General features: G+C 69.9%; 13 protein-coding genes and 1 pseudogene. 10 read left to right on the forward strand and 4 right to left on the reverse strand.

Annotation, left to right across the window (positions count from 1 at the left end; translation table 11 throughout):
- Positions 1-19 precede the first annotated feature (19 nt).
- On the reverse strand, positions 20-1,219 hold the full coding sequence (locus tag S1361_RS01375) for an acetyl-CoA C-acyltransferase (RefSeq protein WP_208030015.1): 1,200 nt from the start codon (positions 1,217-1,219) through the stop codon (positions 20-22).
- A 281-nt stretch (positions 1,220-1,500) separates the two neighbouring features.
- Here S1361_RS01375 and S1361_RS01380 point away from each other — a divergent pair, with 281 nt between their 5' ends.
- A complete protein-coding gene (locus tag S1361_RS01380) occupies positions 1,501-2,382 on the forward strand; it encodes an alpha/beta fold hydrolase (protein ID WP_208030016.1) in 882 nt (293 codons plus the stop codon).
- 4 nt (positions 2,383-2,386) lie between these two features.
- Positions 2,387-3,208 (forward strand): SCO6745 family protein, encoded by an 822-nt coding sequence (locus S1361_RS01385; protein ID WP_208030017.1) that lies wholly within the window; start codon positions 2,387-2,389, stop codon positions 3,206-3,208.
- A gap of 453 nt (positions 3,209-3,661) precedes the next feature.
- Here S1361_RS01385 and S1361_RS01390 read toward each other — a convergent pair whose 3' ends face one another.
- The gene (locus S1361_RS01390; protein WP_208030018.1) at positions 3,662-4,276 is read right to left on the reverse strand and encodes a cysteine hydrolase family protein; all 615 of its coding nucleotides are present in this window, start codon (positions 4,274-4,276) and stop codon (positions 3,662-3,664) included.
- 110 nt (positions 4,277-4,386) lie between these two features.
- Here S1361_RS01390 and S1361_RS01395 point away from each other — a divergent pair, with 110 nt between their 5' ends.
- From S1361_RS01395 to S1361_RS01405, 3 genes are all read left to right on the forward strand, one after another.
- Positions 4,387-5,088 carry a FadR/GntR family transcriptional regulator gene (locus S1361_RS01395; RefSeq protein WP_208030019.1) on the forward strand — a complete coding sequence of 234 codons (702 nt, stop codon included), beginning with the start codon at positions 4,387-4,389 and terminating at the stop codon, positions 5,086-5,088.
- A 53-nt stretch (positions 5,089-5,141) separates the two neighbouring features.
- Positions 5,142-6,455, forward strand: coding sequence for an FAD-binding oxidoreductase (locus tag S1361_RS01400; protein ID WP_243769024.1), 1,314 nt, complete (start codon positions 5,142-5,144; stop codon positions 6,453-6,455).
- A 146-nt stretch (positions 6,456-6,601) separates the two neighbouring features.
- Positions 6,602-7,714 carry a catalase family protein gene (locus S1361_RS01405; protein WP_208030021.1) on the forward strand — a complete coding sequence of 371 codons (1,113 nt, stop codon included), beginning with the start codon at positions 6,602-6,604 and terminating at the stop codon, positions 7,712-7,714.
- Between the two features lie 202 nt (positions 7,715-7,916).
- Here the strand turns inward: S1361_RS01405 and S1361_RS01410 are convergent, their stop codons facing one another.
- Both S1361_RS01410 and S1361_RS01415 read right to left on the reverse strand, forming a co-directional pair.
- Positions 7,917-9,023 carry a DUF3533 domain-containing protein gene (locus S1361_RS01410; RefSeq protein ID WP_208036387.1) on the reverse strand — a complete coding sequence of 369 codons (1,107 nt, stop codon included), beginning with the start codon at positions 9,021-9,023 and terminating at the stop codon, positions 7,917-7,919.
- Between the two features lie 103 nt (positions 9,024-9,126).
- Positions 9,127-9,810, reverse strand: a pseudogene (locus S1361_RS01415) (transposase).
- 1,068 nt (positions 9,811-10,878) lie between these two features.
- Here S1361_RS01415 and S1361_RS01420 point away from each other — a divergent pair.
- Genes S1361_RS01420 through S1361_RS01440 form a run of 5 tightly spaced genes read left to right on the forward strand, consistent with a single transcriptional unit; the run spans position 10,879 to position 16,808 of the window.
- On the forward strand, positions 10,879-12,078 hold the full coding sequence (locus S1361_RS01420) for a sedoheptulose 7-phosphate cyclase (protein ID WP_208030022.1): 1,200 nt from the start codon (positions 10,879-10,881) through the stop codon (positions 12,076-12,078).
- On the forward strand, positions 12,075-12,854 hold the full coding sequence (locus S1361_RS01425; protein WP_208030023.1) for an SDR family NAD(P)-dependent oxidoreductase: 780 nt from the start codon (positions 12,075-12,077) through the stop codon (positions 12,852-12,854). The genes S1361_RS01420 and S1361_RS01425 overlap by 4 nt, the downstream gene beginning before the upstream one ends.
- A 45-nt stretch (positions 12,855-12,899) precedes the next feature.
- On the forward strand, positions 12,900-14,432 hold the full coding sequence (locus S1361_RS01430; protein WP_208030024.1) for a GMC family oxidoreductase: 1,533 nt from the start codon (positions 12,900-12,902) through the stop codon (positions 14,430-14,432).
- Between the two features lie 13 nt (positions 14,433-14,445).
- Positions 14,446-15,486 carry a Gfo/Idh/MocA family protein gene (locus S1361_RS01435; RefSeq protein WP_243769026.1) on the forward strand — a complete coding sequence of 347 codons (1,041 nt, stop codon included), beginning with the start codon at positions 14,446-14,448 and terminating at the stop codon, positions 15,484-15,486.
- Positions 15,483-16,808 (forward strand): sugar porter family MFS transporter, encoded by a 1,326-nt coding sequence (locus S1361_RS01440; protein ID WP_243769027.1) that lies wholly within the window; start codon positions 15,483-15,485, stop codon positions 16,806-16,808. The genes S1361_RS01435 and S1361_RS01440 overlap by 4 nt, the downstream gene beginning before the upstream one ends.
- The last annotated feature ends 8 nt before the right edge of the window (positions 16,809-16,816 follow it).

Below are 16,816 nucleotides of genomic sequence, written 5' to 3' on the forward strand. Positions count from 1 at the left end.
CCCGGCCGGGACGCGGACCTCAGGCGACCTCGAACAGCCCGGCTGCGCCCATTCCGCCACCGACACACATCGAGATCACCACATACCGGACGCCGCGACGCTTGCCCTCGATCAGGGCGTGCCCCACCAGGCGGGCGCCGGTCATTCCGTACGGATGGCCGACCGAGATACCACCGCCGTTGACGTTGAACCGCTCCGGGTCGATGCCCAGTTCGTCGCGGCAGTACAGCGCCTGGGACGCGAACGCCTCGTTGAGTTCCCACAGGCCGATGTCGTCGATGGTGAGGTCGTGCTGCTTCAGCAGCTTCGGAATGGCGAACACCGGACCGATCCCCATTTCGTCCGGCCCGCAACCCGCTACGGCCATACCCCGGTACACGCCCAGCGGCTCCAGTCCGCGGCGCTCGGCTTCCCTCGACTCCATCAACACCGATGCCGAGGCCCCGTCCGACAACTGCGAGGAGTTGCCCGCCGTCACGCTCGACCGCGCGGTCACCTGACCGTCCGGCAGCACCGGCGCCAGTGCTGCCAGGCCCTGGAGGGCGGTCGACGGGCGGTTGCCCTCGTCCCGGGTCAGGGTCACGGCCTCGTCCCGCACCTCCCCGGACTGCTTGTCCAGGACCTTCTTGACACTGGCGAGCGGGACGATCTCCTGGTCGAACCGCCCGGCTTCCTGCGCCGCTGCGGTGCGCTGCTGGGACACCAGCGCGAACTCGTCCTGGCGTTCCCGGCTCACGCCGTAACGTTCGGCGACGATCTCCGCCGTGTGCAACATCGGCATGTAGATGCTCGGCTTGTGCTCGGCCAGCCAGGGATCCGCCATGCGGTGGGTGTTCATCCGGTCGTTCTGCACCAAGGAGATCGACTCGACACCACCGCCGACGACGACCTGCATGCCGTCGCCGACGATCTGCTTGGCGGCCGTCGCAATCGCCATCAGGCCCGACGAACACTGCCGGTCGATCGTCATCCCGGACACGGTGTCCGGAAGACCGGCACGGAGGGCGGCCTGGCGGGCGACGTTGCCACCGGAGGACCCCTGCTGCAGGGCGCAGCCCAAGATCACATCCTCGACCTCACCCCCCTCCAGCCCGGCGCGCTGCACTGCGTGCGAGAGGGCGTGGGCGGCGAGTTCCTGCGCCTGGGTGTCGTTGAACGCACCGCGGTACGCCTTCCCGATCGGCGTCCTCGCCGTCGAAACGATGACTGCTTCCCTCATGTCGCCTCACTTCTTCCCCTGTCGGCATTCGTCCGGGAGCTTCGGGGCTGGAATCCGGAGCACCGTGAGGCGCGCCGACAGGCGCCGCGGCCCGTGCGGAGGACGGGAGCCATCCTCCCGGCCGTTTATAGTTGAAGTCGGCGTCAAGTTCAATCGTGTCTCCTCGTGCGGCGCACGGCTGCGACTGCCGGGGACGGCCGGGGATGCGCACACCCTCACCTTGACAATCCACCTCCACGGCTGAAGGCTGACCGACCAGTCGGTACGAAGGGTCGGAACGCATGACCGAGCTGAGCATCTCCACTGCTGCGGGCGTGTTCGACGCGATCGTGGCGGGTCCGCCCGAGGGCCGCCCCGTGCTGCTGCTGCACGGTTTCCCGCAGACCGGGCTCGTGTGGCGACGGCAGATCGCGGCGTTGGCGAAGCACGGCTACCGGGTGGTGGCACCCGACCAGCGCGGGTACTCCCCCAGAGCCCGGCCCGAGCGGCCCGAGGCCTACCGCATCGGCCTCTTGGTCGAGGATGTCGTCGCAATCACAGAGGAACTGGGCTGGGCGGCTTTCGACCTGGTCGGCCATGACTGGGGAGGCGCGGTGGCGTGGTGGACCGCCGATGCCCACCCCGGCCGCGTACGTACTCTGACGGTTGTTTCCACCCCGCACCCCGGCGCACTGGCCACCACCCTGCGCACCGACCCGGACCAGCGGGAGAGATCGCGCTACATGATCGACTGGCGCGAAGCGCCCGCTACCGAAGAGCGCATGCTCGCGGGCGATGCCGAGGAGCTTCGCGCCACCTACGCCGGAAAGATCCCGCAGGACAGTGCCGAGGCCTATGTGCGGCACCTGTCCCAGCCGGGCGCTCTCACCGCGGCGCTGAACTGGTACAGGGCCGGCCGCCCCGACGACGCGATCGGCTTCATCGACGTACCGACGCTGTACGTCTGGAGCACGGAGGACAGTGCGTTCGGCCCAGTCGCCGCGCAGGAGACGGGGCGGTGGGTCAACGGGCCGTACCGTTTCGAAATCCTGGAGGGCGTCAGCCACTGGGTCCCTGAGGAAGCGCCCGAGACGCTGAGCCGCCTGCTGCTCGAACATCTGCGAGCGCACGGCGAGCACGGAACCACAGCGAGTACCACGTCTGTCGACTCTCAGAAGAGGTGACCTTGTGAAGACAGCGCGAGCAGCCTGGCGCCGGCTAGAGCCCGTACACGCGATGATCTACTTCGCCCCCGAGGCAAGGCGACGGTACGCGGACCTCGGACTCAGCGGACGCGCCGGGTACTTCGCCTCCCGGGGCGCCGCCTTCGGCCGAGCATCTGCCGATCTGGTGATCTCGACCTTCTACAACTTCAACCCCGATTTCGTACGGAAGGCGGTCGAAGGGGCCTGGGATGCGGCGACGCCGCAGCAGGTGCTGGACGCGCGGCACGCCGGCGCGAGCGAGGCTCTGCGACGGGCGGGGATCCACGAACTCCCCGCCTTGGACGAGGTCGTGGCGTTGACCCGCAGGGCCGCCGAGGCAGCCTGCGAGCACGTGCAGGGCCGCCCGCTGTTCGCCGCACATGCCGCGCTGCCCTGGCCGGAGGAACCGGTACTGCAACTGTGGCACGCCCAGACATTGCTTCGGGAATTCCGTGGAGACGGCCATGTCGCGTGCTTGCTGAGCGAGGGCGTAGGGGGCCTGGAGTCCCTGATTCTGCACGCTGCCACTGGTGAGGTTCCCGTCGACTTCCTCAAGGCGAGCCGCGCATGGCCCGAGGACGAGTGGGCCGACACCGCCGAGCGCCTGCGCTCGCGAGGTCTCCTCGACGGCGATGCCCTCAGCCCGGAAGGCGTACGCCTGCGCCAGCACATCGAGGACCGCACCGACCGCCTGAGCCTTCCCGCCTACACCGCGCTGGGTGACGCCGACTGCGAACGCCTCGCCGAACTCGCGAGCCCCTTCGGCCGCAAGGTCGTCGACGCCGGCCTCCTCAAGGTCGGCTGACCTAGCCCTTCAAGGTGAGTCGTCCGGTGCGGAGGCATGAAGGAAGGGCCTCTTGGTAGCTCGCGGTTGTCGAGTCCAGCGAGTGACAAGAGGCCCTGGTGTTGCAGTGTCGCGTGGTGGTGGCTGACGGGTCCGGTCGGTCTACTCGTGGGTGCGACTGTCTCGCCCACAGTTCGGGAATGCGGCCGACCAGCCGGTCGACAACGGCGTCAAGTGGCGGGCGATGCCCTGGGTAACCCACGCCTCAGTCAGAGCCCGGGGCGGTGTCCAGTCGCAGTCCCGACCTGAAAAGCCCTCGAATGCGCCGAACCGTGGACCCATCACGGCGCCTGCGCCGTGGACACCGCCGAGTGGAGCTGCACCGCTTCGGAGCTCCCCGGCGCGGCCACCACCGCACCGCCTGGAGGGTGAGCGCCGGTGGGTCTCCCGGCTTGCGACGCAACGGCAGGTGGACTACAGGGCGGCGATGACGTCGGCAGAGGTCCTCGGCAGCGAGAACATCGGGAAGTCGTAGGAGATGGCGTTGTCGTGCTCCTCCTGCGAGGTGGCGGCGACGCAGTCGGTCAGGGTGATCACCCGGAAGCCGTGCTCGTAACCGGTGCGCATGGTCGACTCCACGCAGCAGTTGGTGAGGAAGCCGCCGAGGACGATCGTGTCGATGCCCTTGCTGCGCAGGATGAAATCGAGGTTGGTGCTGGCGAAGGTGTCGAGCCCGCGCTTGCCCTCGATGACGATGTCCCCGTTCGCCGGCGTGAGCTCGTCGACGATGGAGGCGCCCCACGTGCCCTTGACGAACGCCTTCCCGTCGACGACGCCTTTGAGGATGCCGTACGGGTGCCGGGTCAGCTCGCCGTAGCCTTCCGCGAACGTGATCGGCGCGTGCATGATCGACACTCCGGCCCGCCGGGCGGCGTCGACCAGGGCGACGGTGTTGGCGAGCATGCCGGTGCGCCGCATGACGTCGGCGACCGCCTCGTGCAGTACGCCTCCGACGCTGGTGAACTCGTTCTGGTACTCGATGAGCACGATCGCGGTCCTGGCCGGGTCGAGCTGGAGCTTCTCGGTCATGGCGACACCTGACTTCCGCGTCCTTGAGGGAGTGGCCCTCTGTGTCCTGGGCCCAGCGAGAAGCACCCTAGCTGCTTGTCCGACAAACAGACAAGGACTAGGGTGCGGCCATGACGATCTCACCGGTCTCGCGCGTGCCCCTGAGTCTGGAGGTGGCTCAGCGCCTGCGGGCGGCCATCCTCGACGGCACGTTCCCCGCCGACACCGAGCTGCCCACGGAAACCGAACTCGCCCAGTCCTTCGGTGTCGGGCGGTCCACCATCCGCGAGGCGCTGCGGGTGTTGCAGGCGCACGGTCTGATCAGCGGAGCGGATACCGTTTCCACCGCGCGCCCGCGCGTCACCCACGAGCGCACGGCGGGCGCGGCGGGCCTGGCCTTGAGCACGGCGCTGCAGGTCGGCGCGATCCCGCTGGCCGACCTGGTGGCGCTGCGCACCCTGCTGGAGGCGGAGGCGATACGGCAGACCACGTCCGTGCCGGAGGCGGCCCGGTCCTGTCTGCTGACCATGGCGGCAGCGGTGGACAACGCCGACATCCACACCTTCCACGCCGCTGACGTGGACTTCCACGTGCAGCTCGCCTATGCCGGTGGTAATCAGGCGCTGGGGTTCGTCATCGGTGTGTTGCGCGACTGCATCGCCGGCTACCTGCTCGACGCGCTCGCCGCGGTGGCCGATCGAGGAACGATGCTCGCGCGTCTGCTGGCCGAACACCAGTCGATCGTCGACGCGCTGGACGCGGGCGAGCCCGACCGTGCCGCCGAGCTGGTCGTCGCTCACATCCGCGGTTTCTACGAGCCGGAGACGTCATGACCGAGGTTGTCGATGACGTCGCCGCCGCCCTCGCCGCCGCGCTGCCGGGCCGGGTGGTCACCGACCGGGACGCGATGGAGGCCTACCGCCGTGACCAGTGCCTGTTGGCTCCCGCGGGACGCCCGGCGGCGGTGGTGCGTGCCCGCTCGACCGATGACGTGATCACCACGCTGCGCACGGCCGGCGACCATCACGCCCCGGTGGTGACGCGGGGGGCCGGCACCGGGCTGGCAGGCGCAGCCAATGCGATCGACGGCTGCGTCGTACTCTCGCTCGCCGCGATGGACCGGATCCTCGCCCTGGACGTGCCCGGCCGGACGGCAACCGTCGAGCCGGGCGTGCTCACCGGCGATCTCGACGCCCGCGCCCGCGAGCACGGCCTGTGGTATCCGCCGGACCCGGGAAGCAAGGCGATCTCCACCATCGGCGGCAACCTGGCGACCAACGCAGGCGGCATGTGCTGCGCCAAGTACGGGGTCACCGCCGACCATGTCGCCGCGCTGACGGCCGTACTCGCCGATGGCCGCGTGATCCGTACCGGTCCGCCGACCCGTAAGAACGTCACCGGGCTCGACCTCACCCGGCTCCTCGTCGGCTCCGAAGGCACGCTCGCGGTGATCGTGGACGCCACCGTGCGACTGCGGCCGTTCCCGGCGGCCACCGCTACCGTGGTGGCCTCGTTCCCGACGCCCCAACAGGCGGTCGACACCGTGCTGCGGATCGCGTCGGTCGCCGACCCGGCGGCGGTGGAGCTCATGGACCGCACGTGCATGCGCGCCGTCAATCGCCTGACGCGCATGGGGTTGGACGAGTCGGCCGGGGCACTCCTGCTCGTCCAGTGCGACGGGCCGTCCGCCGATCAGGAGGCCGCCACCTGTGCCAGGCTGGCCGAAACCGGCGGCGCCACCGAGGTGCTGCACACCGCCGACCCTACGGAAGGCGAGATGTTCATGCAGGCCAGACGAACGGTGTACCCGGCTCTGGAGAGGCTGGGTACCACGTTGCTGGACGACGTCGGTGTCGCGGTCCAGGACCTTCCCCGATTGCTTGCCGCGATCGAGCGGATCGCCGCCGACCACGGCGTGCTGATCGGCACCTTCGGCCACGCCGCCGACGGCAACCTGCATCCGACCGTCGTCTATGACGCCACCGACCGAGACGCTGCCGACCGTGCCGGTGCCGCTTTCGACGACATCGTGGCCGCCGCCCTCGCGCTCGGCGGCACGATCACCGGCGAGCACGGCGTGGGCTCGCTCAAGACACGCTACCTCGACGCACAACTCGGTCCCACCGAGCGGGAGTTGATGACCGGCATCAGGGCCGTCTTCGATCCCGGGGGCATCCTCAATCCGGGCCGCGGGTACTGAAGCGTCTTCTCCATTCGGCCGAGGGCATGTTCCGCGCGGCTGCGCGGTGGGCGGTGAAGGTGCGATTGCCCACAGCAAGATAGATTGTGCACAACTGAATTGCGGGCTAGCGTTTGGGCAGTACCCCACGACAGGGAGGCGGCACAATGAAGCCCGTCCGCTACGAGGAATACCGTCCCACCGAACGCCCGTCCTACCACGAGGAGCTGGAGGCGGTTGTCGCCCAGGTGGCGCGCCGTACTCGCGCCTCGGTCGAGCGCGAAGCCGTCGGCCGAGCTGTCCGCGCTGCCCATGGAAAGACCTACGGCCTCCTCAAGGCCACGGTCACGGTGGGTGACAACGCAGGCTTCTACGGGCAGGGAATCTTCGCCCGGCCGACCGCGTACGAAGCCGTCGTCCGCTACTCGAACGGCTTGGGCCACCACCGCCCCGACCACCAGCTGGGCGCGGCGTGCGGAATGGGCATCAAGTTGTTCGGAGTGGCCGGCCCCTCACTGCTGGACGACGAACGAGACAGCGGCACCTTCGACCTCAACCTGATCAACAACGAGGTCTTCTTCGCGAACACCGCCTACGACTACATGGTGATCGAGGATCTGTTCGCCGAACTGCCCGAGGCCCTGGTGGACCCAGCCCGCCGCAAGACCTGGATGGCGGAGTTCCTGACCCGCCGGCACACGCTCACCGATCCCGACAACTGGCTGTGGGACGAACTGCTCGCCATGCTGTCGTTCACCGCCGTCCCGCGCAGGAACCTGCTGTCGTACACCTACAACAGCATGGGCGCCTTCCGGTACGGCGACCACATCGCCAAGATCCGTACCGTGCCGACAGCAGCCTCCCTGGCCTCCCTCACGCACCAGATCGTGGACGTGCGCGCGGACAACGAGGCATTCCGTCACACCCTGGTGGCCGAGGCCGCGGAGCGAGACCACTCCTTCGAGCTGCAGGTCCAGCTCAACACCGATCTGGCGCGGATGCCGGTGGACAACACGTCCGTCAAGTGGCCCGAGGACCTGTCCCCCTGGGTGACGGTCGCCCGTGTGGATCTCCCACGCCAGGACATCGGCGGGAAAGACAACCTGGCCGCCGCCGACGCCACGTCGATCACGCCGTGGCGATCACGCGAGGAGCACCGGCCCATCGGCGAGATCCAGCGGGTGCGGCAGGAGGTGTACCGGCGCTCGTCCATCGAAAGGCACCGCATCAACGGACAAGAGCGGCGCGAACCGGCGGGCAGCGCCGAGCTGCTGGGCTGAGCTTTCCGCTCCGGCCGTGCCCGGACGGGTCCGGGCACGATCCGGCGCCGACCCGGTGTACCCCGGGGCTCGCCCCCATGCCGGGGCAGTCGCCGTTGTGCCGCAGAAGCGTCCTGGCCGTCGGCCCGACGAGGACGACGGTTCGCACAGCAGCCACATCGCCACCTGGTTCATGGGGCGGTCGCGCCGGTCGGCACGGCCGTCACCCTGCAGGTGCGGGGTCCGGTCCGCTGCCGTCCGATCCAACGGCGCCGACGGCCGCCGCCTTGCGCCGCTCCCGCCACCAGGCCGCGACCAGCGCGACCGCGGCACCGCCCACCGCGTAGGCGGCGAGCACCGACCAGGCGATCGATGTGGCGTGCGCGCCGAAGTACACGGTGTTGCGGACCAGCGTGGTGCCCGCGCCCGGCGGCAGTGCCTGTCCGATCGCGCTCCAGAACCCCGGCAGCAGCACCGACGGGTACACCCCGCCCGAGCTCGGATTGCCCAGCACCACGAACAGCAGGATGGTCACCCCGGTGCCGAGCATGCCCAGCAGCGTCTGCAGCGCGAGTGAGGTCGCCGCCGACGCGAACACCACCAGCGTGCCGATCCCGGTCAGCGCCCAGAAGTGACCACTCAGTGCGTCGAACACCGGGCCCACGATCACCGCGCCGGCGACCCCGGACACGATCGCGTACAAACCGAGCACCGCCAGCCTGATCGTGATCCGGTGCCGGTTGGCCGGTCGTGAACCGGCGGACATATTCATGATCGTCGCCGTCAGATAGCCGCCGACCACCCAGCCGAGCACCAGGTAGAAGGAGGTCATGCCGCGCCCGTCGCCGCTGTTCGGGGCTCGGATGTCGGTGACCACGACCTGCCGCTTCTGCCCGGCCTCGATCCTCTGGGCGAGCTGTGAGGCGGTCTGTGACACCGAGGGGCCGCCCGCCGAGGCGACCAGCAGGGTGTCCTTCGTGCCGGTCGCGTTGAACAGGAACGCGGCATCCGCCCTACGGTCCATGATCCGCTCCCGGGCGGCGGACTCGCCGGCGACGGCGGTCGCCTTCACCGGGTCGCCGTCGAGCCCGTTGAGCTTGGCCACGATCTGCACCGACGCCTCCCCCGGGGCCACCACCGCCACCGGAATCCGGTGCGGGGTGGGAGAGTGAAATGCGCCCAGGTAGGAGACGGTGAAGGCAAGTTGGATCAGCAGGCCGCCGAGTACGAGCCCGAAGGCGCGGAAGCTGACGGCGTCGCGCAGTTCGGCCAGGAAACCCCCGGCTGGGGCGGCGGAGGTGGAGGGAGATTCGGCGCTCATGGCACGCATGTACCCCGGATGACCCGGTACACCGAACGCGGTGTGGATCTCCGACTTGGCGTACTGCGGGGGTTTGTTCCCAGTCATGTCACGCGGACTCGCCTGACAACGGCTAACACCATGACTGGAGTTGTCGGTGGGTGATCAGGCGGCAGGCGAGTTCGAGGAACGCTTCGTGGATGTCGTCTCGTCGCTCCCAGCGGATCCGCAGGCACCGGAAGCCGTGGAACCGCGAGATCGTCCGCTCGACGACCCGGCGGAAGGTGCCCAGGCCCGTGCCGTGCTGCGGGCCGCGTTCGGCGATCACGGGTCGGAGCCCCGCTGCCACAGCAGCCACCGGTACTTGTCGTGGTCGGAGCCGCGGTCGGCGAACAGCATGTCGGGCCGGCGTATGGGCCGGCCGACGGCGCCGGCCACGGCCGGGACCTTGTCCAGCAGCGGCAGCAACTGGGTGACGTCGTTGCGATTTCCGCCGGTCAGCGAGACCACGAGCGGGATGCCCTGCCCGTCGGTGAGGATCTGGTGCTTGCTGCCCGCCCGTGGGAGGAATCGATCACCGCCCGCGACCAGTTCAGGTTCTTCGCCGACCGCAGCTTCTCCAGCAGCATCACATACGGCTGGTCCCACACACCGGCCTCGTTCCACGCGGCCAGGCGCCGCCGGCAGGTCACGGTACCCGCGAGCAACCCGAGAGCCACTTCGGACCTGGCTCGGGCAACAACGGCTCGACCAACGACCACAGTTCATCCGACACGACCCAGGGCCGCGGCTGACGCTTTGCCCGCCACCAGACCAACGAGCAGTCCCGCCGATCGCCGCTTGATCATCGACTTGTGTCAGGGCCGGTTACGCCGCCGGAGAAGGGCCTCAGCGGGGCGTGCGCTTTGCGGGCGGTGGTGGGCGCGTGCGGGAGGTCGTCGGTGATGCGGTGACAGGAGTCGATGTGGGGGCACTGCTGGGCGGGGCGGACCTTGCAAACTGTCATGAACGTCAGCATCTGTTCCATGGCGGCAGGCAGAGCTTTACGGTGGCGATTCGTCAGGCGGCGGCGACCAGCACCCGTGCCCGGCCCGCCAGGCGCGTACGGCTTGGCTCCCCCACCAGCCGACGCCGGATACCGTGGGGTGATCAGGACGGGGTGGCCGACGGCAGCCCGTGCGCCCTCCCCGCGGCGCCTTCCCCGCGGCGCCTTCCCCTGCACTGCACCTCCACCAGGCACCCTCGGTTCCGATTGTCGGCGGGGAAGCCGCCGGCACCTGCGACCCAGGTCGTCCCGATACCGGGGCGGACGGGAGGGCCGGAGGGTCGTCGGGCAAGTCCTGGCGGCATGTCAGGCGGCGCGGCATGGCCTTTCAGCGAAGGGAGGAGCACTCTGCTGCGGTCCCGCCGGAAGGGTTACCGGCGGTTTATCGTGAGGCTGTGACTGTATGGGCCATCCATAGGGTCTCAAATGGTAAGACGAAACACGCTGGGCAACGGTGATACATGCCACACGATCGGCAGTGAACGCGCATACAAATCACAGAAGTCCACTCGGGGTGAGGTCCGCGCCCGAAAGTCGGTCGGCACATGTTTTCGGCCCCGCCGGACAGCGGCCGGGATGACGTCGAGGGCTGCGGATTCGGCGTGGCGGGTGTGGGTGGGGAATATCGTTTCGGCCATCGCAGACGGCGGGGTGCCGACGGTCCGGCGAACCCGAAGGGGTGGGGGGTGACTCCTCGTGGACATCGAAGCGGGCGCATAAACCGGGCATTCAGCTCGTTCTTCACGGTTGGCAGCGCTGGAGCCCCGCTGTATGTTTCGAGGTGAAACAAACTAGACGCCGTTCCCACCGGCCCGACCAGAGGTAGTCACCTTGAACCACATGCCGCGTCAGCAGAGCTGGAAGATTCAGGCGGAATTACCTGTCGAGTACGAGATAATCGAAAGTCATGGCCTTCTCGACCCCGACAACCCCGATCTGCTCAGGCTTCCCGGCGGGCGCCGGGGGACGGGCACCCGCCTCGTCGTCCTCGACCATTCCGTCGACGAGTTGTACGGCGCGGAAATCCGCAGCTACTTCTCGAAGAACAAAGTGGTGGTCGATTACCTTACGCTCCCCGGCTCGGAGGAGAACAAATCCATCGAGCGCGTTCTGGAAGTGGTCAACAAGCTCAATGAGGTCGGCACCAACCGCCTCAGCTCCCCGCCCATTGTCATCGGCGGCGGTGTCGTCGCGGACGTGGTCGGGCTCGCAGCAAGCCTTTACCGGCGGGGAATCCCCTTCGTCCGGGTGCCCACCACTCTGCTCGGTCAGGTCGATGTCAGCGTCGCCGCCAAGTCCGGCATCAACTACGGGGGATACCGCAACCGCCTCGGTGCCTACACCCCTCCTCCGCGGACACTGATCGACCGTCGCTTCCTCGCCACCGTCCCGGACCGGCAACTGCGCAACGGCATGGGCGAGATCTTCAAGATGGCCCTGATCAAGGACCTGCGTCTCTTCGAACTCCTGGAGGAGTACGGGGCGGAACTCATCGAGACGCGCTTCCAGGACCCCCGGGCCGGAAGCACCGGCCTGCCGGGGACGGTGGCCGACGAGGTCATCGGCCGGGCCATCGCGGGAATGGCCGAGGAACTGCAGCCCAACCTGTGGGAGAAGGACCTCCAGCGGTCAGTGGACTACGGGCACTCCTTCTCACCCCTGGTGGAGATGCGGGCCCTTCCCGAGCTGTTGCACGGCGAGGCCGTGGCCATGGACTGCATCTTCTCCGCCCTCATCGCCGCCGACCGCGGCTTGATCGACGATGCCCAGCTGGAGCGCATCATCGCGGTGGCACGGCGCATGGGACTCGAACCCTCCCATCCGCTCTTCTGCGACGTGGCCCTCGTCCTGGACGGCCTCGCGGACACCGTGCGGCACCGCGACGGCCGGCAGAACCTGCCGATGCTCACCGGGATCGGCCAGGTCTGCTTCCTCAACGACGTCACCGAGAACGAGATCGAGCGGGCCTGCGCGGGCATGGGCGGCCTGCTCGACGCGAACGCCGGCCGGCCGGGGCAGCGCATCGGGTCCGACCTGTGAGCGAAGGAACCGGTGCCCGGGACTCGGTGGAGGGGAAGGTCGTGGTCGTCACCGGCGGCAGCTCGGGCATAGGCCGTGCCTCCGCCGCCGTATTCGCCGAGGCTGGCATGCGGGTCGTCATCGCCGCCCGCAACGAGGAGCGCGGCGCGGAGGCCGCGCACGAGATCCGATCGCGGGGCCACGAGGCCTGCTTCGTCCGCTGCGACGTCACCAGCCCGGACCAGGTCCGGAACCTGTTCGCACGAGTGGTCCAGCAGTACGGCCGGGTGGACTGCGCCTTCAACAACGCCGGTGTGTCCGGTGACGGACGCCTCGCGGACCTCACGCCGCAGGACTTCGACCGGGCCTTCGCAGTCAACACCCGTGGCCTGTGGCTCTGCATGCGCGAGGAGCTGCGGTTGATGTCCGCCCAGGAAGACGGCGGCAGCATCGTCAACAACACCTCGGTGCACGGCATCCGCACGATCTTCCCCGGAATCGGCGCCTACGTCGCGTCCAAGCACGCCGCGGTGGCCCTGACCCGGATGGCGGCCATGGAACATGCGCGCGAGGGAGTCCGCGTCAACGCGGTCGCTCCCGGCCCCGTCGAGTCAGAGATGCTGGCTGCGTCGGAGGCGGCCGTCGGCGGTGCGACGACCTGGCGCAGGCTGATCCCGTCCGGTGAGATCGGCACTCCGCGCCAGGTCGCCGACGTGGCGCTGTGGCTGTTCTCCGCCGCCTCCTCGTACGTCAACGGACAGGCCGTCGGCGTCGACGGGGGATTCCTCGCGACCTGAGCCGCTCGCCTCCCTACCCCGCTTCACGGAGCGAAGGACACACCCATGCAAAGCTTCACTCCCTACGACTTCATCGTGGTCGGCGCGGGCGCGGCCGGCAGCGTCGTCGCCGCCCGGCTCAGCGAGGACCCCGCACGCAGCGTGCTGCTCCTCGAGGCCGGGCCACCGGACAGCGACCCGCGCATCGCCCGGCCCGCCTCCTGGCCGATGCTGCTCGGCGGCGAACTGGACTGGGGTTACCGGACCGTGCCGCAGAGGGCGCTCCACGGCAGACGGCTCGCCTGGCCGCGCGGCCGGGTCGTGGGCGGATCCGGGTCGATCAACGCCATGGTGCACATCCGGGGTGCCGCCTCCGACTTCGACGCCTGGCAGCACTGGGGCGGTGACACCTGGAACGCGCAGCACCTCCTGCCGTATCTGGAGGGCCTGGAAGGGCCCGCCCACGCCGCGCCGTACGGCAGTCTCCCCGTGGCGGAGAACACCGATCCGCACCCCTTCGCCGCCGCGTTCGTCGAGGCCGCGCAGAAGTACGGGCTGCCCGGCAACCCGGACTTCAACGCAGGCCGGCAGGAGGGTGTGGGCCTGTACCGCACGACCCGCACCTCCGGCACCCCCGGCGCTCCGGCCCGCCGCGGCAGTACCGCCCGTACCCACCTCGGGCCGGCCCTCCAACGCCCGAACCTCACCCTGGTGACGGATGCCGCAGTCCTCGGTCTCGTCACGGACGGCGACCGTGTCACCGGTGTCCGGGTCCGCCACGACGGCACGGTGACCTCCGTGGCCTGCACGACGGAGGTCGTGGTGTGTGCCGGCGCCGTGGCCTCGCCGCAGCTTCTGCTGCTCAGCGGCCTGGGTCCCGCCGCCGACCTGCGGGCGCTGGACATCCCCGTGACCGTGGACCTGCCCGGCGTCGGCGCCAACCTCCACGACCACGTGCAGGTCTCGCTCGCCTACGACACCGCCGAGGGCCACCCCGTCGCCGACTCCTCCAACCTCGGCGAGGCAGGCGGCTTCGTCCGCCTGGACAGCACGGCGGCCGAGCCCGAGGTGCAGCTGTCCTTCGCGCCGATGAAGGACCTCAACCACGCGGACCGGCTCGGACACGGATTCACCATCGGCCCGGGCGTCACCCGCCCCGTCAGCCGCGGCCGCCTCACCCTGGGCTCCGCGGACCCCGACGCACACCCGCTGATCGACCCCGCCTATCTGACGGACGCCGCCGACATGGACGTCCTGGCGGAGGGCGTGCGCATCGCCCGCGACATCGCCGCCACCGATCCGCTCGCCCGTCTGACCACCGGCCGTGCCCCGCTCGGCGCGAGAGCCACCCGCCGCGAGACGGAGGAGTTCGTGCGGGCCAACGCCCAGACACAGTTCCATCCGGTCGGCACCTGCCGTATCGGCCTCGACGGGGACTCCGACGCGGTTGTCGACCCCAGGCTCAGGGTGCGGGGCACCAGCGGGCTGCGGGTGGCCGACGCCTCCGTCATCCCCACCATGATCACCGGAAACATCCACGCCGCCGTGGCCGCGGTCGCCGAACGCGCGGCCCGATTCATCCAGGACGACCATGCATGACACGGGAGTACGCATGACGGCACACGACGAGCGGGACAGCACCCTGCGCTGGGGTGTCCTGGGAGCCACCTCCTACATCGCCACCCACCTGATCCCGGCCATCACCGCGACGCACGGCTGCGCACTGACCGCAGTCGCCAGCCGCCCTGAACGGGCCGCCGCCGCGGCGGAACTCGGCCGCGCCCACGGCGCCACGGTCCACCCGGACTACAGGGCGCTCATCGCGGACCCCGCCGTCGACGCCGTCTACATACCACTGCCCAACACCCAGCACGTCGACTGGACCCTGCGGGCCCTGGAGGCCGGTAAGCACGTCCTGGTCGAGAAGCCCATGGCGATGGACGAGGAGGACTGCGCCCGGATCGAGAAGGCGGCCGAAGCGGCGTCCCGCACCGTGATGGAGGCGTTCATGTACCGCTTCCACCCCCAGCAGCGGCGCGCCGCCGAGATCCTCGCTTCCGGGAAGATCGGCGAACTGCGCGGGGTACGTGCGTCCTTCGCGTTCCGTATCGAGAGCGGCAGCGGCAACATCCGGCTGGACGCCGCGCTGGGCGGCGGAGCCACCTGGGACGTCGGCTGCTATGCCGTCGACGTCCCGCTGTTCTTCTTCGGCCGGGCCCCCGGGCAGGTCAGCGCCCACTTCAGCAGCCGCCCCGGCCTCGCCGTGGACACCAGCGCGGTCGCGACGATGGACTTCGGCCAGGGGCACTTCGCAGTCGTCGACTACAGCATCGACTACGGCCCGCGCGCAGCCTACGAGCTCCAGGGCACGCGCGGCACCCTCATGGTGCGCAACGCCTGGGCGATGGACGGTGAGGACGGGGTCGTCACCGTGCTCACCGAGGACGGCGTCCACGAGGAGACCGTCCCGTCGGCCAACCACTACCAGCTCCAGGTCGAGGCGTTCGCGGCAGCCGTACGCGACGGTGCCCCCGCTCCTGTGCCGCTCGCCGACTCCCGGCGTACGGCACGTGTGGGCAGGGCGTTCGTGGCGTCGGCCGCCGCCGGCGGCGCCGCCGTGGTCACCTCTGCGCAGGAGACGGAGGGCCGGTGATTCCGACGAGGTCACCAGCGGCGGCCCGCACGCTGACGGTCTGCGTCGCCTCCGTCGGGGGGCTGCTCTTCGGCTACGGCACCGGCGTCATCGCCGGCGCCCTGCCGCTGGTGACCGCCGAATATGGCCTGTCGTCCTGGTCGCAGGGCGCCGCCGTGTCGGCCGCCCTGCTGGGAGCCGCACTGACGGCTCCCAGCAGCGGCAGGCTCGCGGACCGCTTCGGCCGTCTGCCGGTGATCGGCACCGCGGCGGGGGTGTACGCGGTGGGGAGCCTTGCGTCCGCGGCCGCCACCGGGGCCGCATCGCTCCTCGCCGGGCGTTTCCTGGTCGGTCTGTCCCTGGGCGCCACCTCCTTCGCCGTACCGCTGTACATCTCGGAGATCGCACCGCCCGCCCGCCGGGGCGCGCTGGTCACGCTCAACCAGCTCATGATCACCATCGGTCTGCTGCTGTCCTACGTCGTCGCCTACGCCCTGGAACCGGCCGGCGCCTGGCGTTGGATGCTGGGCGTCGGCATCGTTCCGGCTCTGCTCCTGCTGGCCGGGACCTGCCTGGTCCACGAGTCGCCGGACTGGCTGCGCAGCCGCGGTCACGACGCACGGGCGGCGCTGTCGGCGGCCCGACTCGGTCTCGGGCCGGTCGACGGCCCCGCTCCGGTGACTGTGCGGCGGGGTATCGGCCTGCGCCCGGCCTGCGCGCTGGCGGGCCGCCGGTGGGTGGCGCTGGGTCTTGCGATCGCGGTCCTGGTCCACCTGACCGGCCTGAACACGGCTGTCTACTACGCCCCCACGATCCTGGCCTCAGGCGGTCTGACCCCGGCCGGAGGGATCGTCGGATCGATCCTGGTGGGCCTGTGCAACGTCATGGCCACGGTGATCACCGTGCTGTTCCTCGACCGCTGGGGGCGACGCCCGCTGATGATCGGCGGACTCGTTGTCATGGCGTTCACCGCTGTGGCGATCGCCGCGGCCGAACTCTCCGGCGACCGAGGGGCCGTCGCCGCCCTGTTGCTGTGCCTCTTCATCACGGCCGGTGCCGTCGGACCGGCGGCGGTGTTCTGGGTGTACATCGCGGAGATCTACCCTTCCCAGGCCCGAGGAGCGCTGATGAGCCTGGCGACAGCGGCGCACTGGGCGGCGGATTTCGTGGTGGCCACGACGTTCCTCCCGCTGGTCCAGCACCTGTCACTGGCCGGGACGTTCGCACTGTACGCCGGGATCACCGGGGCGTCGGCGCTGGCACTGGCCCGGTACATGCCCGAGACGCGGGGTAGGCCACTGGTGGCCGCCGCGCAGCCGGCATCCGTCCGCGTCGCGGAGTGACGCGGACG

The organism is Streptomyces cyanogenus (assembly GCF_017526105.1).
Taxonomy (GTDB): domain Bacteria; phylum Actinomycetota; class Actinomycetes; order Streptomycetales; family Streptomycetaceae; genus Streptomyces; species Streptomyces cyanogenus.

What these genes read in the sequence shown, in the direction of transcription:
- S1361_RS01380 (WP_208030016.1), top strand. Translation starts at nt 1,501, where the DNA reads ATGACCGAGCTGAGCATCTCCACTGCTGCGGGCGTGTTCGACGCGATC.
- S1361_RS01405 (WP_208030021.1), top strand. Translation starts at nt 6,602, where the DNA reads ATGAAGCCCGTCCGCTACGAGGAATACCGTCCCACCGAACGCCCGTCC.
- S1361_RS01430 (WP_208030024.1), top strand. Translation starts at nt 12,900, where the DNA reads ATGCAAAGCTTCACTCCCTACGACTTCATCGTGGTCGGCGCGGGCGCG.
- S1361_RS01375 (WP_208030015.1), bottom strand. Translation starts at nt 1,219, where the DNA reads ATGAGGGAAGCAGTCATCGTTTCGACGGCGAGGACGCCGATCGGGAAG.
- S1361_RS01435 (WP_243769026.1), top strand. Translation starts at nt 14,446, where the DNA reads ATGACGGCACACGACGAGCGGGACAGCACCCTGCGCTGGGGTGTCCTG.
- S1361_RS01390 (WP_208030018.1), bottom strand. Translation starts at nt 4,276, where the DNA reads ATGACCGAGAAGCTCCAGCTCGACCCGGCCAGGACCGCGATCGTGCTC.
- S1361_RS01420 (WP_208030022.1), top strand. Translation starts at nt 10,879, where the DNA reads ATGCCGCGTCAGCAGAGCTGGAAGATTCAGGCGGAATTACCTGTCGAG.
- S1361_RS01395 (WP_208030019.1), top strand. Translation starts at nt 4,387, where the DNA reads ATGACGATCTCACCGGTCTCGCGCGTGCCCCTGAGTCTGGAGGTGGCT.
- S1361_RS01410 (WP_208036387.1), bottom strand. Translation starts at nt 9,023, where the DNA reads ATGCGTGCCATGAGCGCCGAATCTCCCTCCACCTCCGCCGCCCCAGCC.